17 protein-coding genes and 1 riboswitch are annotated in these 16,094 nt (G+C 42.5%); of the genes, 9 read left to right on the top strand and 8 right to left on the bottom strand.

The annotated features are described in order from the left end of the window. The first annotated feature begins 48 nt into the window (after positions 1–48). Complete coding sequence (locus ACFSW4_RS09825; protein WP_377328967.1) at positions 49–213, top strand: hypothetical protein; 165 nt, start codon at positions 49–51, stop codon at positions 211–213. A gap of 39 nt (positions 214–252) precedes the next feature. Continuing rightward, positions 253–334: riboswitch (cyclic di-GMP riboswitch) on the bottom strand. A gap of 79 nt (positions 335–413) precedes the next feature. Here the strand turns inward: ACFSW4_RS09825 and ACFSW4_RS09820 are convergent. The 7 genes from ACFSW4_RS09820 to ACFSW4_RS09790 form a co-directional block, all read right to left on the bottom strand. Then, complete coding sequence (locus tag ACFSW4_RS09820; RefSeq protein WP_054754529.1) at positions 414–1,190, bottom strand: tyrosine-protein phosphatase; 777 nt, start codon at positions 1,188–1,190, stop codon at positions 414–416. An 85-nt stretch (positions 1,191–1,275) separates the two neighbouring features. Continuing rightward, positions 1,276–1,968, bottom strand: coding sequence for a CpsD/CapB family tyrosine-protein kinase (locus ACFSW4_RS09815; RefSeq protein ID WP_054754530.1), 693 nt, complete (start codon positions 1,966–1,968; stop codon positions 1,276–1,278). Then, positions 1,958–2,698, bottom strand: a complete 741-nt coding sequence (locus tag ACFSW4_RS09810) for a YveK family protein (protein WP_054754531.1) — start codon at positions 2,696–2,698, stop codon at positions 1,958–1,960. The genes ACFSW4_RS09815 and ACFSW4_RS09810 overlap by 11 nt, the downstream gene beginning before the upstream one ends. 145 nt (positions 2,699–2,843) lie before the next feature. Beyond that, positions 2,844–3,344 carry a sigma-70 family RNA polymerase sigma factor gene (locus ACFSW4_RS09805; RefSeq protein ID WP_054754532.1) on the bottom strand — a complete coding sequence of 167 codons (501 nt, stop codon included), beginning with the start codon at positions 3,342–3,344 and terminating at the stop codon, positions 2,844–2,846. Between the two features lie 166 nt (positions 3,345–3,510). Further along, positions 3,511–5,028: a tripartite tricarboxylate transporter permease gene (locus ACFSW4_RS09800; RefSeq protein ID WP_377328964.1), complete on the bottom strand. Its 1,518-nt coding sequence runs from the start codon at positions 5,026–5,028 to the stop codon at positions 3,511–3,513. A gap of 15 nt (positions 5,029–5,043) precedes the next feature. Further along, entirely contained in the window at positions 5,044–5,511 is a 468-nt protein-coding gene (locus ACFSW4_RS09795; protein ID WP_377328962.1) for a tripartite tricarboxylate transporter TctB family protein, read from the bottom strand. 51 nt (positions 5,512–5,562) lie between these two features. After that, on the bottom strand, positions 5,563–6,528 hold the full coding sequence (locus ACFSW4_RS09790) for a Bug family tripartite tricarboxylate transporter substrate binding protein (RefSeq protein ID WP_054754534.1): 966 nt from the start codon (positions 6,526–6,528) through the stop codon (positions 5,563–5,565). Between the two features lie 366 nt (positions 6,529–6,894). Here ACFSW4_RS09790 and ACFSW4_RS09785 point away from each other — a divergent pair, with 366 nt between their 5' ends. Continuing rightward, positions 6,895–8,511: a gamma-glutamyltransferase family protein gene (locus ACFSW4_RS09785; RefSeq protein WP_054754535.1), complete on the top strand. Its 1,617-nt coding sequence runs from the start codon at positions 6,895–6,897 to the stop codon at positions 8,509–8,511. Positions 8,512–8,743: 232 nt separating this feature from the next. On the opposite strand, the gene ACFSW4_RS09780 is transcribed toward ACFSW4_RS09785, so the two are convergent. Continuing rightward, positions 8,744–9,193, bottom strand: a complete 450-nt coding sequence (locus ACFSW4_RS09780; RefSeq protein ID WP_054754536.1) for an Lrp/AsnC family transcriptional regulator — start codon at positions 9,191–9,193, stop codon at positions 8,744–8,746. Between the two features lie 121 nt (positions 9,194–9,314). On the opposite strand from ACFSW4_RS09780, the gene ACFSW4_RS09775 reads away from it, so the two are divergent. The 7 genes from ACFSW4_RS09775 (at position 9,315) to ACFSW4_RS09745 (ending at position 15,966) form a co-directional block, all read left to right on the top strand. After that, on the top strand, positions 9,315–9,866 hold the full coding sequence (locus ACFSW4_RS09775) for a chromate transporter (protein WP_377328960.1): 552 nt from the start codon (positions 9,315–9,317) through the stop codon (positions 9,864–9,866). Between the two features lie 13 nt (positions 9,867–9,879). Then, complete coding sequence (locus ACFSW4_RS09770) at positions 9,880–10,413, top strand: chromate transporter (RefSeq protein ID WP_377328958.1); 534 nt, start codon at positions 9,880–9,882, stop codon at positions 10,411–10,413. 175 nt (positions 10,414–10,588) lie between these two features. Then, positions 10,589–11,530 (top strand): ABC transporter permease, encoded by a 942-nt coding sequence (locus ACFSW4_RS09765; RefSeq protein ID WP_377328956.1) that lies wholly within the window; start codon positions 10,589–10,591, stop codon positions 11,528–11,530. A 15-nt stretch (positions 11,531–11,545) separates the two neighbouring features. Next, on the top strand, positions 11,546–12,436 hold the full coding sequence (locus ACFSW4_RS09760) for an ABC transporter permease (protein ID WP_054754537.1): 891 nt from the start codon (positions 11,546–11,548) through the stop codon (positions 12,434–12,436). 15 nt (positions 12,437–12,451) lie between these two features. After that, on the top strand, positions 12,452–14,011 hold the full coding sequence (locus ACFSW4_RS09755) for a glutathione ABC transporter substrate-binding protein (RefSeq protein ID WP_377328954.1): 1,560 nt from the start codon (positions 12,452–12,454) through the stop codon (positions 14,009–14,011). Between the two features lie 7 nt (positions 14,012–14,018). Then, a complete protein-coding gene (locus tag ACFSW4_RS09750; RefSeq protein ID WP_377328952.1) occupies positions 14,019–15,017 on the top strand; it encodes an ABC transporter ATP-binding protein in 999 nt (332 codons plus the stop codon). Then, a complete protein-coding gene (locus ACFSW4_RS09745) occupies positions 14,989–15,966 on the top strand; it encodes an ABC transporter ATP-binding protein (protein WP_054754539.1) in 978 nt (325 codons plus the stop codon). Before ACFSW4_RS09750 ends, ACFSW4_RS09745 begins: the two co-directional genes overlap by 29 nt. Positions 15,967–16,094: the final 128 nt, after the last annotated feature.

Raw genomic sequence — 16,094 nt, 5'->3', positions numbered from 1 at the left:
TTAGACACCAATTGACAAATTATGCTATGATGTTCAAGGTGATTTTTTATGAAGAATGAAAATAGACAGCGTAGCGCTACACACTTCTTATCTGAAGAAGAAATAAAAACGTTAACGCGCTCAATTCCAAATAGACGAACAGCATTAAAGAGACAACTAGTCTTCTCATCAATCATTATTGCATTGATTGTTGGGATGGTTGTTTTACTATAATGTTTAATTAAATTGAGTTTAAATGAAGTTAAGTAGGCATTCGGTAGCTGGCGATCTTAGCAATGCGTTAGACCCTTGAGCTTTGCGTCCCTATTTTTCAATAGGTTTGCCTTTGTCGTTTGCCAAAAGACATTCTGATGAATAAAAGATTTAATTAGAGGCTTAATGAGGAAGTCTCATTTTTAATACGTCACATAATTTTAAAATAGGTTAAATATCTTCTTCTTTTTCTTTCTCTTAAATCGAAATGGCTCATCGCTTATAACATGGCCATCTTCTGCTAAGATCTCCGCATTTTCTCTTAAGAAATAAACCATATCAAGTCCAAATTCTCTTCTAATACTCTCCCAGGCACTAGTCGAAGTAAAGCCTCTTGTCGTTGTATTATGTGCATCTGAAGCTACAAAATGAATTAAATTATGCTCAAGTAAATCGAAGCTGAATTCTTGAATCTTTTTTCCAAAATCGCCTGTGACACTTGCAGAGGTGACTTGACTTAAATTCCCATCTCGTACGAGTTTGTATAGTACATCTGGTTTTTGCATGATTTCTTTGTTGCGCTCAGGATGTGCAATGATTGGTTGATAGCCAGCTACTTGTACATCGAATAGTAATCGCTGAGCATATTCTGGTACGTGATCGGATGGAAACTCAATTAATACGTATTTGTCACTATTACCTAAGGTTAAAGCTTGATTAGAGTTAAGTTGTTCGACGAGGTCCCCGCTAATACGAATTTCTTGTCCAATCCTTAGTTCAACAGGTATATCTTCGTTGATCAGTTCTTTTTTCAGGTCATCAAAGTGTTCGTAAAGCTCTTCTTGATTGTAATCAAATAGAGGATGTAAGTGGTGTGGTGTTGCGTAGATCACTTTGACACCATCCTTGACAGCTGATTTAGCCATAGCAAGACTTTCTGTCATTGAATCGGCACCATCATCTAGACCATATAAAATATGACTGTGGAAATCAATCATAAGAAATACCTCCTCCCGTATTTTTGTCCACAGTACTATTGTACTATATAGTTATTTTCTGTCAATTATGAAAAATTAAACATTTTTAATTTCCGTAATAATAGTAGTAGCCACCGTCTTTAATATCGCGATCGTTAAGTACAGCGCCCAGAATATTAGCTTCAGCTTTATTTAATAGATCTTTTGCTTTCTTAGCAGCTTCCTTTTCTGTTTGTTTACTACGTACAACAAGTAATACTCCATCTACTAGGTTAGCTAATATTTGAGAATCTGTGACTGCTAGAACAGGTGGTGTATCAAATACAACAAGATCGTAAACGTCATTACTTTCCTTTAATAAACTCTTCATCGCTTTTGAACCTAATAGTTCAGACGGATTCGGCGGTATAGGTCCACACGTCATAATATCAAGACTTTCTACATTTGTTTGTTGGACAACTTTCTCAAGCTGATAGTCTCCTACTAAATAGTTACTCAAGCCAAAAGTATTATTTAATCTGAACGTGTAATGAACGGTCGGTTTTCTTAAGTCTGCATCAATTAACAATACCCTCTTACCTTGTTGAGCAAACACGATTGCTAGATTGGCTGCTGTTAGACTTTTACCTTCAGATGGCCCTGTAGATGTTAATAGAACAGACTTTAAATCCTGATCAATGTTGGCGAACTCCATATTGGTTCTAATGGTTCGGTATTGTTCAGTAATAGGCGATTTTACTTGATCTCTTGCGATTAGCGTACGTGAGTGTGGGTTTCTTAATTTAGATTTACGCGCCAATACGATCTCTCCTTCTGCTTCTTTTTCGTTTATAACTTTGATTTATTTCTTGTTCTTGAATTGTAGAGACAACTCCCATAATCGGTAGCCCGAGTGTATCTTCAATGTCTTGTTCTGTCTTGATGGTATTATCCAGGTATTCAAGCAAGAATGCGAGTCCCACTCCTACCATGACTCCTAGTACAAGAGCAATTGCAACATTCAGTTTAAGGTTCGGACTGACGGGTGATGGGTTACTTCCGACACTTGCTTCTGATAGAACGCTAACATTATCAACGTTCATGAGGTCAGGAAGTGTAGATTCGAAGACTTCATAAGTTGTGTTTGCAATCGTTTCAGCCCTGGTAGGATTAGAATCAGTTACCGTCACACTAACAACTTGAGAGTTATTAGCATTATTAACTGAGATTTTATTAGAAAGCTGACTAGCTGATAGATTTAAAGATTGCTCTTCAATGACTTGGTCTAATATACGAGGACTTTTAATAATAACGTTATATGTATTAATCATTTCAACATTAGAACGAATGTCGTTCACATCATATTGAGCTTCTTGACCAGAATCTTTTTGATTCACAATAAACTGAGTGGATGCTTCATACTGTGGAGTAATAAATAATTGAGTCATAATGAGGCTAATGAGTGCGGCCCCAATCGTTATGAGGGCAATTAATTTAAGTCTTTTCTTTAATACTTGAAAAATTTCTTGAAGTGAGATCGTTTCTTCCATATGATATCCTCCAAATTTTTTGATAGTTACTTACAAATTATAACATGGAACCACTGGGGGTATGTAGATACGTTACCCATTTTTAAACTGTTTGTAACATGCTTTTTATTGATAATAGGGGGCACAAAATTATGTGCCCCTTACATTATGAACAGTAATCTTCTTTTAATAGTTTTCTCAATTTCCGTTTAACTTCCTTCCCCCAACCTTTGACAGCATCGATTGTTGCTTGCTCTTGTGCGGCAATCACTCTAACCGGCTGCCCTTCTAGTATTCTTTTATTAAAGTAAATCCATTGTTTTGATGTTAACACTTGTTTAATCTGAAGTAAGATATATGGGTCTAACGTGTCCTGAAAAGGAACATCATTGTGACTAAGGTGAAAGTCCTGAGAAGCGAAACAGTGATCTGAGTAGCGTTTTTCTTTTCTAATGAGATCAATTAGACGACTCTTTACGACAATATAAGCTATTCTTGTAAATGAGTCTCGTCCATAGTATTTTTGATATGCTTCGTAAAATGCAACCAATCCTTCCTGATAGAAATCTCCATGATCATCCCTCACACCTAATTTATAGATTAGGTGATAAATTACCCCTTTGTGTTGTTCTAGAATTTGATTGAATTCTATTTCCTTAGTTACCATTTTTCCTACCCCGTATAATATGGTAGGCATGCCTCCGGAACTGAATGAATATTCACAATAAAATTATAATTAAATGGTCCTAATTTGTCACCTATTTTATTGAAAAATTTGTATTTATTTAGGTGAAAAATTTATTAATTTTTATAGACAAAAACAGACCTCACAATTAAGGTCTGTTTAACTTTGCTTTTGTCCGGCTCGACTGCCAAATCGTAAAGAGGATCGAGAGGACCGTTAAAACTAAAAACGTCAGTGATATGGGTCTTGATACAAATAGCGTCCAATCTGGGTTGGTCATAAAAGCTCTTCTTAAGTTAACCTCCGCAATCGGCCCTAAGATGACGCCGATAATGGCTGGGGCGAGGGCGAATTTGTATTTTGTAAATAAGTAACCGATGATGCCCATCGCAAGTAGAATGTATAAGTCTGTGACTCGGTTGTTTAAAACGAACGTCCCGACAACACATAACATTAAGATAATTGGAACGAGAAGATGCGTTGGGACCTGCGTGACTTTGACAAAATACCGCATGCCCGCGAATTGAGTAATCAACATACCAAATGAGGCGATAAAGAAGGCAACGAATATACCCCCAACAATGCCTGGTTCTTCAACGATGAGAAGCGGGCCAGGGGTGATGCCATGCACCATTAAGGCTGATAATAAGACGGCGGTGACCGCTGAGCCTGGAATGCCTAAGGCAACGGTTGGGATGAGGTCGCCACCAACCGTTGAGTTATTCCCGGCTTCTGATGCGACAACGCCTTCCTCGCAGCCCGTACCGAATTTTTTAGGATCCTTGGACCATTTCTTCGCCTGATCATATGCAACGATATTGGCAATACTGCCCCCAGCTCCAGGGATGGCTCCGATAATGGACCCGATAAAAGAGGAGCCAATGAGTGTGCCGGGTTTCTTTAGTACGGTTTTAAGTGTTTTAATCGGGCGGAGGACGAACGCGACTTCAGCTGCATTTTCCTTCTGTTTTTCTTTTAGGTCTTTCTCCATCTGAGGTTTTTCGAGCGACTCCATTAAGCGTGAGATTGCGAACATGCCGATTAAGACGACTAAAAACGGGATGCCTGCTCTTAGGACGCTTAAATCAAAGGTAAATCTTGCAAAGCCCATAATCGGATCAGCGCCAATTGTTGAAATGAGGATCCCGAATAGGCCGGCAATGAGTCCTTTAATCATCGATTCCCCTGTCACGCTCGCAATGATGGTTAAGGCTAAACAGATTAGGGCGAACATTTCCCATGGTCCGAATTTTAACGCAAATTGCGAAACCTGCGGGGCAATCGTGACTAAAATAAGTAAGCTAATGATGGAGCTTAGGAATGAGGCCCAAATTCCAATCGAAAGGGCCTTACCTGGGTGACCATTTTTCGCCATTGGGTAGGCATCAAAGGTGGTCGCGACAGATGATGGTGTGCCTGGAATACCGAGTAGGGCTGCACTAATCAGACCACCTGACATCCCGCCAACGAAGACCCCAATCATCGCCGCAATTCCCGTGACTGGCTCCATGCCGAATGTTAAGGGTAGCGTAAGGACGATCGCCATAGCTACGGTAAACCCTGGGATGAGTCCAGCGATGACGCCAACGACGACTCCGATAAATATAACGAGTAATATTTTTATGTTTAAAATTTCTCCGAAACCGAGATATAGTAAATCAAACATCGCATGTCCCTCCTCTTAGAAGAATAGTCCTGTTGGGAATCTGACTTGTAGTACGTTTTGGAAAAATACATATAGGCCAATCGTTAACACAAAGGCAATGCTTGTGATGGTGATAATGTCCTTTTTCGTTCTAGGACCGACAATGAGTGCCGTTACGATCATAAAGATGATAGATGAAATGATAAAGCCGATGATTTGAATGAACAGGATATATAATAGAAGTAATCCTAACGTGATGAACACGAGTTTGTGTTCGCGGATGATATCTTTGATCGATGATTGGCTGCCTTCTTTGTTTTTCATTAGCTGGATTGTTTTTTGTATGGACAGGATTAACGCAAGTGAACCAAGTAAGATGGCCACAAATTGCGGGAATGAACCTGGATCTAATTGGGATTCATTCATTGACGGCAAATCATCTGAGTTTATGTAAATTAATATGGATAATAGCACGAGTAGTAGTGCTAAGATTAACTCTCCCAAGATGGTTCCTCCTAACAAAACATAGAGGGAACGCGAATCCCCTCTATGGATTTATTCTTCAGATAGATTTGAGATGATGTCACTAATGACTTTGTCTTGTTTGTCTAGGTATTCTTTGTATTCCTCAGTGCCCATGAAGTTCACGCTAGCACCGACGTTTTCGACAGCTTTAATGTAGTCTTCATCTTTTGATGTTTCCTCTAATGCTTTCTCCAGTTTTTCAACGATTTCAGGCGGGGTGTCTTTTGGTGCGACATAACCACGGTTAATCCCCATCGTTAAGTCATAGCCCTTTTCAACAAAGGTTGGTAGGTCTGGTGCTTTATCGATACGTTCTTTTGTTCCAACCGCAATGAAGTTCATTTTGCCTGCTTCAACAAAGTCACTGCCTGATGGATAATCCACAATGGCTGCATCAATGTGGCCACCTGCTAAGGCTTGAATGGCTTCTGAAATACCTTCATATCCGACGAGGTTGTAGTTAATATCCAGCTCGTTACCGATTTGTTCGACCCAAACACGCGGGATTCCGGCAACCGTTCCTCCGAATTGGATTTCGTTTTCTTGACCGTACTTGACGAACTCTTCTAATGTTTCAACGCCTAAGTCACTTGAGACAGCTAAGATTTGATCAGATGATGACATTGATGCGATTGGCTTGAAGCTGTCGTAGTTAATGTCGGTGACATCTGAATGATGGGACACGAGCAGACCTTCATGAATTTGGCCGATGTTATAGCCGTTTGCTTCTTTGTTCGTGAGCTCTTCTAATCCAACCGTTCCACCGACACCTGGCACGTTAACGGGAACAATGTCTGTTCCGATGTGTTCTGACGCATGTTCGGCAACTAACCGACCTTCAATGTCACTTCCTCCACCTGGTGACCACGGAATCGTCATTTCAATTTCTTGGGATGGATAATCCTCGACTGACTCTTCTCCACTTGAGCAGGCTACTAATGAAACTGCCGCAACGGGGAGGAGGGCTGATGCTAAAAGACGCTTTACTTTGTTCATATTGACCTCTCCTTTGTCTCTTTTATGTACTAAATGTTTTCAAACAATTTTGATGTTTCAAACATTATAATTCAAACATTTTTGTCAGTCAACAGGGTTATTTAGTTTCTTTAAGAAAATATTTTTTCATTTTTTATAACATTTTGTTAGTTATTGGCATGTAAGCGTTAACAAAAGTGAGGGTAGGGTGGTTGATAGGGCGAGGATGTAAGCGATTTTTCATAAGGTTAGTGTGTAAGTCATATGTTTTACAAAATGTTATATAATTTATAGTGAGTTTATTTTTTTGTAAATAATCTGATGATTTTTATTACTTTATGTGATAGGATGTTGTAAAATTACCAAACAAACGAAGGGGAGATTAGGATGGTAGAATTTGATCCAATGTATTACCCGTACGCATCGAGGCGAAATGCCGTTTACGGAAATAACGGAATGGTTGCGACCTCTCAGCCGTTAGCAGCTGAAGCGGGACTTGAGGTTTTGAAAAAGGGAGGAAACGCAATTGACGCGGCGATCGCAACGGCTGCTGCTTTAACCGTGGTTGAGCCGACGTCGAATGGAATCGGTTCTGATTCATTCGCGCTCGTCTGGGTCGATGGCAAAATTCATGGACTTAATGCGAGTGGCTATGCACCAAGTGGAATTTCGATTGAAAAATTAAAGGAGCTTGGTTATGACGAAATCCCAACATTCGGTAAGGTTCCGGTGACGGTTCCTGGAACACCTAAAGGCTGGGCGGAGTTGTCAGAGCGCTTTGGGAAGTTACCTTTTGAAGAGCTGTTTGTGCCAGCAATTCGCTATGCGGAGGAAGGCTATCCGCTGTCGCCGACGTTAGGCTTTCACTGGAAGAGTGCTTATAAGAAGTTCAAAGAGATTTTTAAAGATGATGCCATTTATGATGAATGGTTTAACGTGTTTGCGCCGAATGGTCGGGCACCTGAAACCGGTGAGCTGTGGAAATCTCCAGGGCACGCACGAACATTACGCGAGATAGCGAAAACCAAAGCCGAGTCGTTTTATAGTGGAGAGCTCGCAGATGAGATCGATGCTTATTTTACTAAACATGAAGGTTTTTTAACGAAGGAAGATTTGTCTAGTTATGAAGCCAAGTGGGTGGACCCGATTAAGGTGAATTACCGCGGCTATGATGTGTGGGAGATCCCGCCGAATGGTCAGGGGATCATCGCATTAATGGCTCTTAATATTCTAAAAGGCTATGAGTTTAACGAAAAAGATAGCGTGGATACATACCACAAACAGATTGAAGCGATGAAGCTGTCGTTCACCGATGGGCTTGAGTATATCACCCAGCAAGAGCACATGGACGTGAGCGTAGAGGAGCTGTTGTCAGATCAGTATGCGGATGCGCGCCGTAAGTTAATCGGTGACGAAGCACTTGAACCGACTCCAGGTGAACCTCAGCGTGGCGGAACGGTTTATTTATCGGCAGCTGACGGCGAGGGTAATATGATTTCTTATATTCAGAGCAATTATATGGGATTCGGCTCAGGCGTGGTCGTGCCAGGAACAGGCATTGCGATGCAAAACCGCGGGCATACGTTCTCGCTAGATTCGGAGCATGTGAACTCTCTTGAGCCAGGCAAGCAGACGTACCACACGATTATTCCAGGATTTTTATCGAAAGGAAGCGAAGCGGTTGGTCCATTTGGCGTGATGGGCGGATTCATGCAACCACAAGGCCATGCGCAGGTCGTCATGAACATGGTTGATTTTGATTTGAACCCTCAGGCGGCCCTTGATGCTCCGCGCTGGCAGTGGATGAAGGATAAGGTCGTGAAAGTCGACCCGCTATTTCCTGAACATCTCGCCCAAGCATTACAGCGCCGCGGACACAAGGTTGAACGCAGCCTGTACCATCATGAGTTTGGGCGTGGGCAAATCATTGTGCGCGATCCCGAGACTGGTGTGCTATGCGGCGGAACCGAACCGAGAACCGACGGCCACGTGGCGGTTTGGTAGATTGAAGTGCAAAGTCCCATAAGCAGGGGTGAATGTCTCATAAATGAGCTCTAATGTCCCAAAAACAGCCTTCAATGTCTCATAAATGAGCTCTAATGTCCCAAAAACAGCCTTCAATGTCTCATATACGAAGAAAGATGTACTAATTCGACAAAATTCGTGTCTCATAAATTTGAATTAATGTCCCAAAAAAGGGCGTCCCGGTATTTAGGGACACCCTTTTCCTTAACAACTATAGTTTTAAGCCCGTCCGGCTTTTGAAGCGGCGAAGCAGGATGTGACTTTCGACTCGCGTAATGCCATCGAGTGCATACAGCTCTTCGTTGATGAATTTTTCAAGTTCATTGAAGTCTTCAACGAGCACGTGGGTATGTAAGGTGCTGGGACCTGTCATTTGATAACAGCTTGCGACCTTTGGATTCTCAGCAAGCCTTTCAGCGACATAAACGAGATGGGTCGGGTCGCAGTCAACGTTGAAAAACGCGGATACGCCTTTTCCGACTTTCTCGGAGTTAATGACGACGCTGAACTTTTCGATGATGCCGGCTTCTTGCATTTGGTTAATGCGATCGCGGACAGCAACTCTTGATAAATCGAGTTCTTTAGCTAAATCGACGTAAGACATTCGGCCTTCGTCGCTTAAGATATTGAGAATTTTAATATCTGTGTCTGTTAATTTCATGCGTTCTCACCACTTTTAATAGATTAATATATTTCACATTATACGAGAAAAGTGCAGATGTGTCACACCTGTATTTTGAAAAATTTGAAAGTTATTACAACATGAAAGCGAGGTGTTCCACGTGGATTGGACGTTACAGAAGAAAATCTTCGTCAGTTTTTTTAGATCAAGCATGCTTGGATTCGGTGGTGGTCCGTCAACGATTCCGCTTGTACATAAAGAAGTGGTGGAGACGTATGAGTGGATGAATGATGAAGAGTTTGGCGATGTGCTTGCGATTGGTAACACACTCCCAGGACCGATCATGACGAAAATGGCTGGTTACATCGGCTATCAGGTCGGCGGGCGAATTGGCATGATAAATGCGCTGGCTGCTGCGGTTCTGCCGACAGTACTAATCATGATTACGCTGATCGGGGTGCTCATTGCCTACCGTGATACGCCGGTTGTCCAGGGGATGACACAAGCGATTGCGCCGGTTGTTGGGGTGATGCTGTTTGTGCTAGCGTATTCGTTTGTCAAAAAGTCGAAGGAAGCGCTTGGATGGACGATTGCGATTATCTTAAGTGTCGTAAGCTTAATTGCCTACGTTTGGCTCAATGTTCACCCGGCGATTTTAATTGGAGCGCTGATGATTTACGCACTGGTGAGCAAGCCAAAACCAACATCATGAGAGGAGGAACCTTATGTTAGATCTTTGGTATTTGTTTTTAGCCTTTTTAATTCCAGGAATTCTGGGCTACGGCGGTGGACCGGCGTCGATTCCCTTGATTGAGCACGAAGTCGTTAAGAACTATGAATTTTTAACGACAACAGAATTTGGAGAAATCCTAGCGCTCGGAAATGCGCTCCCAGGACCAATCGCAACGAAACTAGCAGGCTATATCGGCTATCATGTTGCGGGTACTCCGGGTGCAATTGTCGCGCTAATCGCAACGATTGTCCCATCACTTGTGGCCATGATTTTGCTACTCGGGCTAATCATGAAGTTTAAAGATTCGCCAAAAGTGAAGAAGATGACATCGCTGATTCGGCCGACGATTGGGATCTTATTATTCGTTTTAGCGTTTCAATTTTTTGATACATCGTACCAGTCGGCAGGATTACTGCAAACTGCGATTCTAATCATATCTAGTTTTCTTCTGCTTGAAAAAGCCAAACTTCACCCAGCTTTTGTCATTATGGGAGCTTTAACATACGGGGCTATTTTCCTAAGTTAAAAAGTAACATTTTGTATAGTCTGAATAGTCAAAATTAATCAAAAAGTGAATGTTTATTCATTAAAAATAATAAAAAGTTAAAATATCATTGATTTTTACTTATTTTTGTATATAATATTCTTTAAAATCTTTTTTATCTGACTATTACATTAACTCGATAAAGGGGGTAAAACTCATGATCAATTTAATCATCTCAAGGCTCGTGCAAATGTTCTTCTTGCTTTTGGGCATATCGTTCATCGTCTTTATGAGCATGCACTTTGCCCCTGGTGATCCAGCCCGAATTATTGGCGGACCAACAGCTAATGAGTCTGACATTGAAAATATTAGGGCAAGCCTTGGACTGAACCGGCCAATCTTAGTTCAATACTGGGACTACCTAGTAGGCGTGTTGCAGGGTGATTTAGGGTTTTCCTATCAATCTAACGAGTCGGTCAACCAAGCTATTGCGACTAGATTTCCAAACACATTAAATCTAGCCATCGCGAGTATGATTGTCGCGGTGATCATCGGAGTTGTGGCTGGAATCGTATCAGCCCTTAAACAAAACACATGGTGGGATGTTTTTACGACTACGGGAGCACTGGCGGGAATCTCGATTCCAAACTTCTGGTTAGGGACGATTTTAATTCTTATTTTCGCCGTCAACTTACAGTGGTTTCCGGCTGGTGGATTAAGCGCTCCGTTCTGGACGCTTCAAGGCATGAAAGAACTGGCGTTACCAGCGATTACGCTTGGAACAGGTTCGGCAGCGTTAATCGCCCGAATGACGAGATCCTCGATGCTGGAAGTGATCCGCTCTGATTTCGTCAGAACAGCGAGAGCGAAAGGGGTCAAAGAAAAAGTCGTCGTGTTTGTCCACTGTATGAGAAACGCGATGATTCCTGTCATCACCGTAATCGGTATGAACTTCGGGTTTTTACTTGGCGGAACGATTATTACGGAACAAGTTTTCGCGATTAATGGTGTTGGAAGACTCATGATTGATGCGATCGCGGACCGTGACTTCCCAATGGTACAAGGGTCGGTCCTACTCGTTGCCAGCTTGTTTGTCATTGTGAATTTAATTGTTGATATTGTGTATGCCTTTATCGACCCAAGAATTAGTTACGACTAGAAGGGAGGAACGAAGATGTCAACGCAAACCGTCACTGCAAAAGGACTTAAGAATGTTGAGAAAGACAGTGTCTTTAAAGATACGATGAAGCGGATGCTTAAAAATAAGCTCGCTGTTATTGGACTTGTGATTATCACTATTCAAATTTTACTTGCCGCATTCGCACCGTTTTTAACGAGCTACGCACCTGACACTCAAACGTTATCAGCCCGTGAACTACCAATTGGATCTGAAGGCCACTGGCTAGGGACGGATAACTACGGACGCGACATGTGGAGCCGGATTGTTTATGGTGCGAGAATCTCCATCTTAGTTGGCTTAGGGTCCGTCGCCTTAGGGCTAATCGGAGGCGTGATCTTAGGGCTGCTTTCTGGTTACTACAAAAAATTAGATGCGATCATTATGCGGATTATGGACTTACTGTTCTCATTCCCAGGCATTTTACTAGCCATGCTCATCATCGCAATCTTAGGAACAAGCCTAGTGAACGTGGTGATTGCGATTAGTATTTGGTCGATTCCAAACTGCGCGAGAATTGTCCGCGGAAGTGTTTTATCGGCTAAAAAGGAAGAGTATATCTTGGCCCAAAGGTCACTTGGAGCTAGTGATAGGCGCATTATGTTTAAACATATTTTGCCGAATATAACAGCGCCGATTATCGTCTTTGCGACAATGCGTATGGCAACAGCGATTCTATCAACCTCAGCCTTAAGCTATTTAGGTTTAGGGGCACAGCCGCCAACACCTGAGTGGGGCGCAATGATTGCAGCAGGTCAGGACTATATGTGGACATCCCCGCATATGACGATTGTTCCTGGTATCGCAATTATGCTTGTTGTATTTGCTTTTAACGTTGTCGGAGATGGTTTGAGAGATGCGTTAGATCCAAATATGGAACTAGATTAAGAGGAGGAATTATGTATGAAAAAATTATTGTTTTTACTAGTAGCTATTCCGATTCTACTATTAGCTGCTTGTACGGGTGGAAGTGAGAGCCAGCCAGAAGGAGGAAATGCAGAAGGTAATGAAGGCGGAGGTAGCGGAAGTGCTGATCAAACCCTTACATATGCATCCACATCAGATGCGCCGGGTTTATCGCCGATTGATACGAATGACAGTGTATCATCACACGTGATCGAGCAAGTCTATGAAACTCTTTTTAAGAGAAATGCCGAAACAGGCGAAATTGAACCACTTCTAGCTAAATCTTATGAAAACCCAGATGACAACACGTGGGTGATTAAGCTAAAAGAAGATATTAAATTCCATGACGGCACACCTTTTAACGCAGAAGCGGTTAAATACACATTTGAAACATTTTTAGATCCTGAACGTGCAGCACCGCGTGCGTCATTACTAGCACCCGTTGAAAGTATCGAAGTGAAAGATGAATATACCGTTGTCATTAAAACTAATAAGCCTTACGGTGCCATGCTAGCAGCTCTATCTCACTCAAACGCGTCGATTGTGAGCCCTGAAGCAGACAAGAGTGGGAACTTAAATGAGAACCCTGTTGGGACAGGACCTTTCAAATTTGTTTCTTGGGAAAAAGGTAACGAAATTGTTTTAGAGAAAAATGCGGATTATTGGCAGGGTGAGCCAACGCTTAACCAAGTAACATTTAAAGTTGTTCCATCTGTATCAACGGCTATTTCAATGATGGAAACAGGCGAAGTTGATTTTATTGATGGCGTGACTTCACAACATACGTCTCGATTAGAAGGTAACGGTTCGATTAATCTGATTAAAAAAGAAGGAACACCTGTTTACTACATGGGTTTTAACATGGAAAAAGAACCGATGAATAACCCAGAGTTCAGAAAAGCATTAGCTCATGCGATTGATCGTGATGCATACGTGGAATCGCTGAATGGGTTAGGTGTTCGCTCTAACAGCTTCGTTGGTCCACAAGTGTTTGGTTATGATGAAAGCGCAGAAGACCTTGGTTACAGTTATGACCCTGAAAAAGCGAAACAAATTATCGAAGAAAATGGCTTTGGCGATCAAACATATCACATGTTAGTAGCAAACCGTGACATGTATATTAATATGGCGGAGATCGCTCAAGCCCAGCTAAGCGAAGTTGGCATTAATGTTGAGATGGAAATGATTGAGTGGGGAACATTCCTAGATATGACAGCTGAAGGGAACTTTGACTTAACCTTCTTAGGTTGGTCGAACGTAACGGGTGACGGTAGTGAATTGTTATACCCTAACCTTCATACCGACAACTTAGGTTCTTCTAATCGAACGAGATATTCCAACAAAGAATTCGATGAGCTAGTTGTAAAATCTCGTACGACAACTGATCAGGAAAAACGTAAAGAATATTTAGCTGAAGCCAATGCCTTAGCGATCAAAGACGCTCCATGGGTACCCATGCACCACGGCGTTGTGACTGCAGCCGTCGTTGATTCAGTTAAAGGATTAGAATTATCACCAACAGGAAGTTGGAGACTATACAAAGTTTCTAGAGAGTAGGGATCGTATGACAGAACACTTATTAGACGTCAACAATCTAGTAACTTCTTTTCGAACAGCTGATGGAAATCTAACAGCTGTTCGAGGGGTATCTTTTTCAGTCGAACAAGGCGAGACTTTATGTATCGTCGGTGAATCTGGTTGCGGTAAAAGTATAACATCATTATCAGTGATGCAGCTTTTACCTAAAAATGGTCAAATTGACAATGGCTCGATTCAATTTGACGGAAAAGAGTTAACAGGTTTATCGCAGGATGAGATGAGGCAAATTCGCGGAAATGACATCTCGATGATTTTCCAGGAACCGATGACGGCATTAAATCCTGTTTTTACGGTAGGTTTTCAGATTCGTGAGCCACTTAAGATTCACTTAGGATTGTCAAAAAAAGAGGCGACTCAGAAGGGGATCGAGCTGTTAAAACAAGTGGGCATTCCATCACCCGAGAAGCGGATGAATCAGTTTCCACATGAACTAAGCGGCGGGATGAGGCAGCGCGTGATGATTGCGATTGCGCTCGCTTGTAATCCGAAGCTTTTGATTGCGGACGAACCGACGACAGCTTTAGATGTGACGATTCAGTCGCAGATTCTAGATTTAATCGATGATTTAAAAGAAGAGCTCAACATGGGCGTGGTGATGATCACTCACGATATGGGTGTGGTTGCCGAAGTCGCTGATCGCGTCATGGTCATGTACGCTGGTGAGAAAATCGAAGAAGGCGACGTCGAGACGATTTTTAACCATCCAAAACACCCTTATACGAAAGGCTTGCTTAAGTCCGTGCCTAATGTTGATGATGCCGACCATAACTTAGAACCGATTGCGGGTTCACTGCCTAGTTTAAAAGAAGAAATAGTCGGCTGCCGATTCTTTGATCGCTGCGAATTTGCGACCGAAAAATGCCGAAGTCAATCACCACCAAGTTTTGCCGTATCAGAAGGCCATTCAGTCAGATGCTGGTTACAGGAGGGATCACATGATGAGCGAACAGCAAACTATTCTTAAACTCGACCAACTAAATAAACACTTTCCTGTACGAGGCGGATTGCTTAAGCGCGTGCAGAATCATGTGTACGCCGTTAATGATATATCGATTGACGTGAACGAGGGTGACTCAGTCGGGATTGTCGGAGAGTCGGGCTGCGGAAAGTCGACACTTGGCAGAACCATTTTAAGACTAGAGGAACCAACGAGTGGTGAGATTTGGTTTAAAGGTGAAAACATTACGGATTTAAGTGAACGAAAGCTTAAGAAATTTAAGCACGATATGCAGATGATTTTTCAGGATCCATTTGCATCGCTAGACCCGAGACAGCGTGTAGGCGATACGCTTGAAGAACCGTTCGTGATTCATACCGATTTATCTAAAGAAGAGCGAATGGAGAAGGTGGTTAAGCTCTTGCATGAAGTCGGGCTGGATGAGACGCATTATTATAAATATCCTCACCAGTTCAGCGGCGGGCAGCGGCAGAGAATTGGAATCGCGAGGGCCATTGCGCTGAACCCTGAGATGATCGTTTGCGATGAAGCGGTATCAGCCCTCGACGTGTCTGTGCAGGCGCAGGTTATTAAACTATTAAAAGAACTGCAGGATGAATATGATTTAACTTATCTATTTATCTCGCACGACTTGGGCGTCGTACGCCACTTCTGTAATAAAGTCTTGGTGATGTACCTTGGAAACATGGTCGAATGGGCGCCGGTTGATGAACTGTTTAGTAATCCGATTCATCCATATACAAGGGCGCTACTGTCTGCGATTCCAAGACCTATACCAGGTAAGGAACGCGAGAAGATCCAGCTGAAGGGCGATTTGCCTAGCCCGAGCGATCCACCAACAGGCTGCCCATTCCACACTCGTTGCCCTATCGCCACCGAGGTTTGTAAAGAGGTCAAGCCTGAGTGGCGCGAGGTCACACCGAATCACTATGTTGCTTGCCATGAGCGAGGGTGAGTAGAGGGGCGATTCATCGAAATGTGAACAGATGAGGCTCATATGCGGACAGTTTTCGTGGAAATACGAACACTTTGAACGCAGATACGGACAGATCACGTGAAAATGCGGACACTTTGATCGTAGAT

It is taken from the genome of Piscibacillus salipiscarius, from assembly GCF_042685285.1.
Classification (GTDB): Bacteria; Bacillota; Bacilli; order Bacillales; family Alkalibacillaceae; genus Piscibacillus; species Piscibacillus salipiscarius.
This window is presented reverse-complemented; position numbering and strand designations above follow the sequence as displayed.

What these genes read in the sequence shown, in the direction of transcription:
- ACFSW4_RS09785 (WP_054754535.1), top strand. Translation starts at nt 6,895, where the DNA reads ATGGTAGAATTTGATCCAATGTATTACCCGTACGCATCGAGGCGAAAT.
- ACFSW4_RS09820 (WP_054754529.1), bottom strand. Translation starts at nt 1,190, where the DNA reads ATGATTGATTTCCACAGTCATATTTTATATGGTCTAGATGATGGTGCC.
- ACFSW4_RS09750 (WP_377328952.1), top strand. Translation starts at nt 14,019, where the DNA reads ATGACAGAACACTTATTAGACGTCAACAATCTAGTAACTTCTTTTCGA.
- ACFSW4_RS09760 (WP_054754537.1), top strand. Translation starts at nt 11,546, where the DNA reads ATGTCAACGCAAACCGTCACTGCAAAAGGACTTAAGAATGTTGAGAAA.
- ACFSW4_RS09805 (WP_054754532.1), bottom strand. Translation starts at nt 3,344, where the DNA reads ATGGTAACTAAGGAAATAGAATTCAATCAAATTCTAGAACAACACAAA.
- ACFSW4_RS09825 (WP_377328967.1), top strand. Translation starts at nt 49, where the DNA reads ATGAAGAATGAAAATAGACAGCGTAGCGCTACACACTTCTTATCTGAA.
- ACFSW4_RS09810 (WP_054754531.1), bottom strand. Translation starts at nt 2,698, where the DNA reads ATGGAAGAAACGATCTCACTTCAAGAAATTTTTCAAGTATTAAAGAAA.
- ACFSW4_RS09790 (WP_054754534.1), bottom strand. Translation starts at nt 6,528, where the DNA reads ATGAACAAAGTAAAGCGTCTTTTAGCATCAGCCCTCCTCCCCGTTGCG.
- ACFSW4_RS09780 (WP_054754536.1), bottom strand. Translation starts at nt 9,193, where the DNA reads ATGAAATTAACAGACACAGATATTAAAATTCTCAATATCTTAAGCGAC.
- ACFSW4_RS09800 (WP_377328964.1), bottom strand. Translation starts at nt 5,028, where the DNA reads ATGTTTGATTTACTATATCTCGGTTTCGGAGAAATTTTAAACATAAAA.
- ACFSW4_RS09765 (WP_377328956.1), top strand. Translation starts at nt 10,589, where the DNA reads ATGATCAATTTAATCATCTCAAGGCTCGTGCAAATGTTCTTCTTGCTT.
- ACFSW4_RS09770 (WP_377328958.1), top strand. Translation starts at nt 9,880, where the DNA reads ATGTTAGATCTTTGGTATTTGTTTTTAGCCTTTTTAATTCCAGGAATT.
- ACFSW4_RS09745 (WP_054754539.1), top strand. Translation starts at nt 14,989, where the DNA reads ATGATGAGCGAACAGCAAACTATTCTTAAACTCGACCAACTAAATAAA.
- ACFSW4_RS09755 (WP_377328954.1), top strand. Translation starts at nt 12,452, where the DNA reads ATGAAAAAATTATTGTTTTTACTAGTAGCTATTCCGATTCTACTATTA.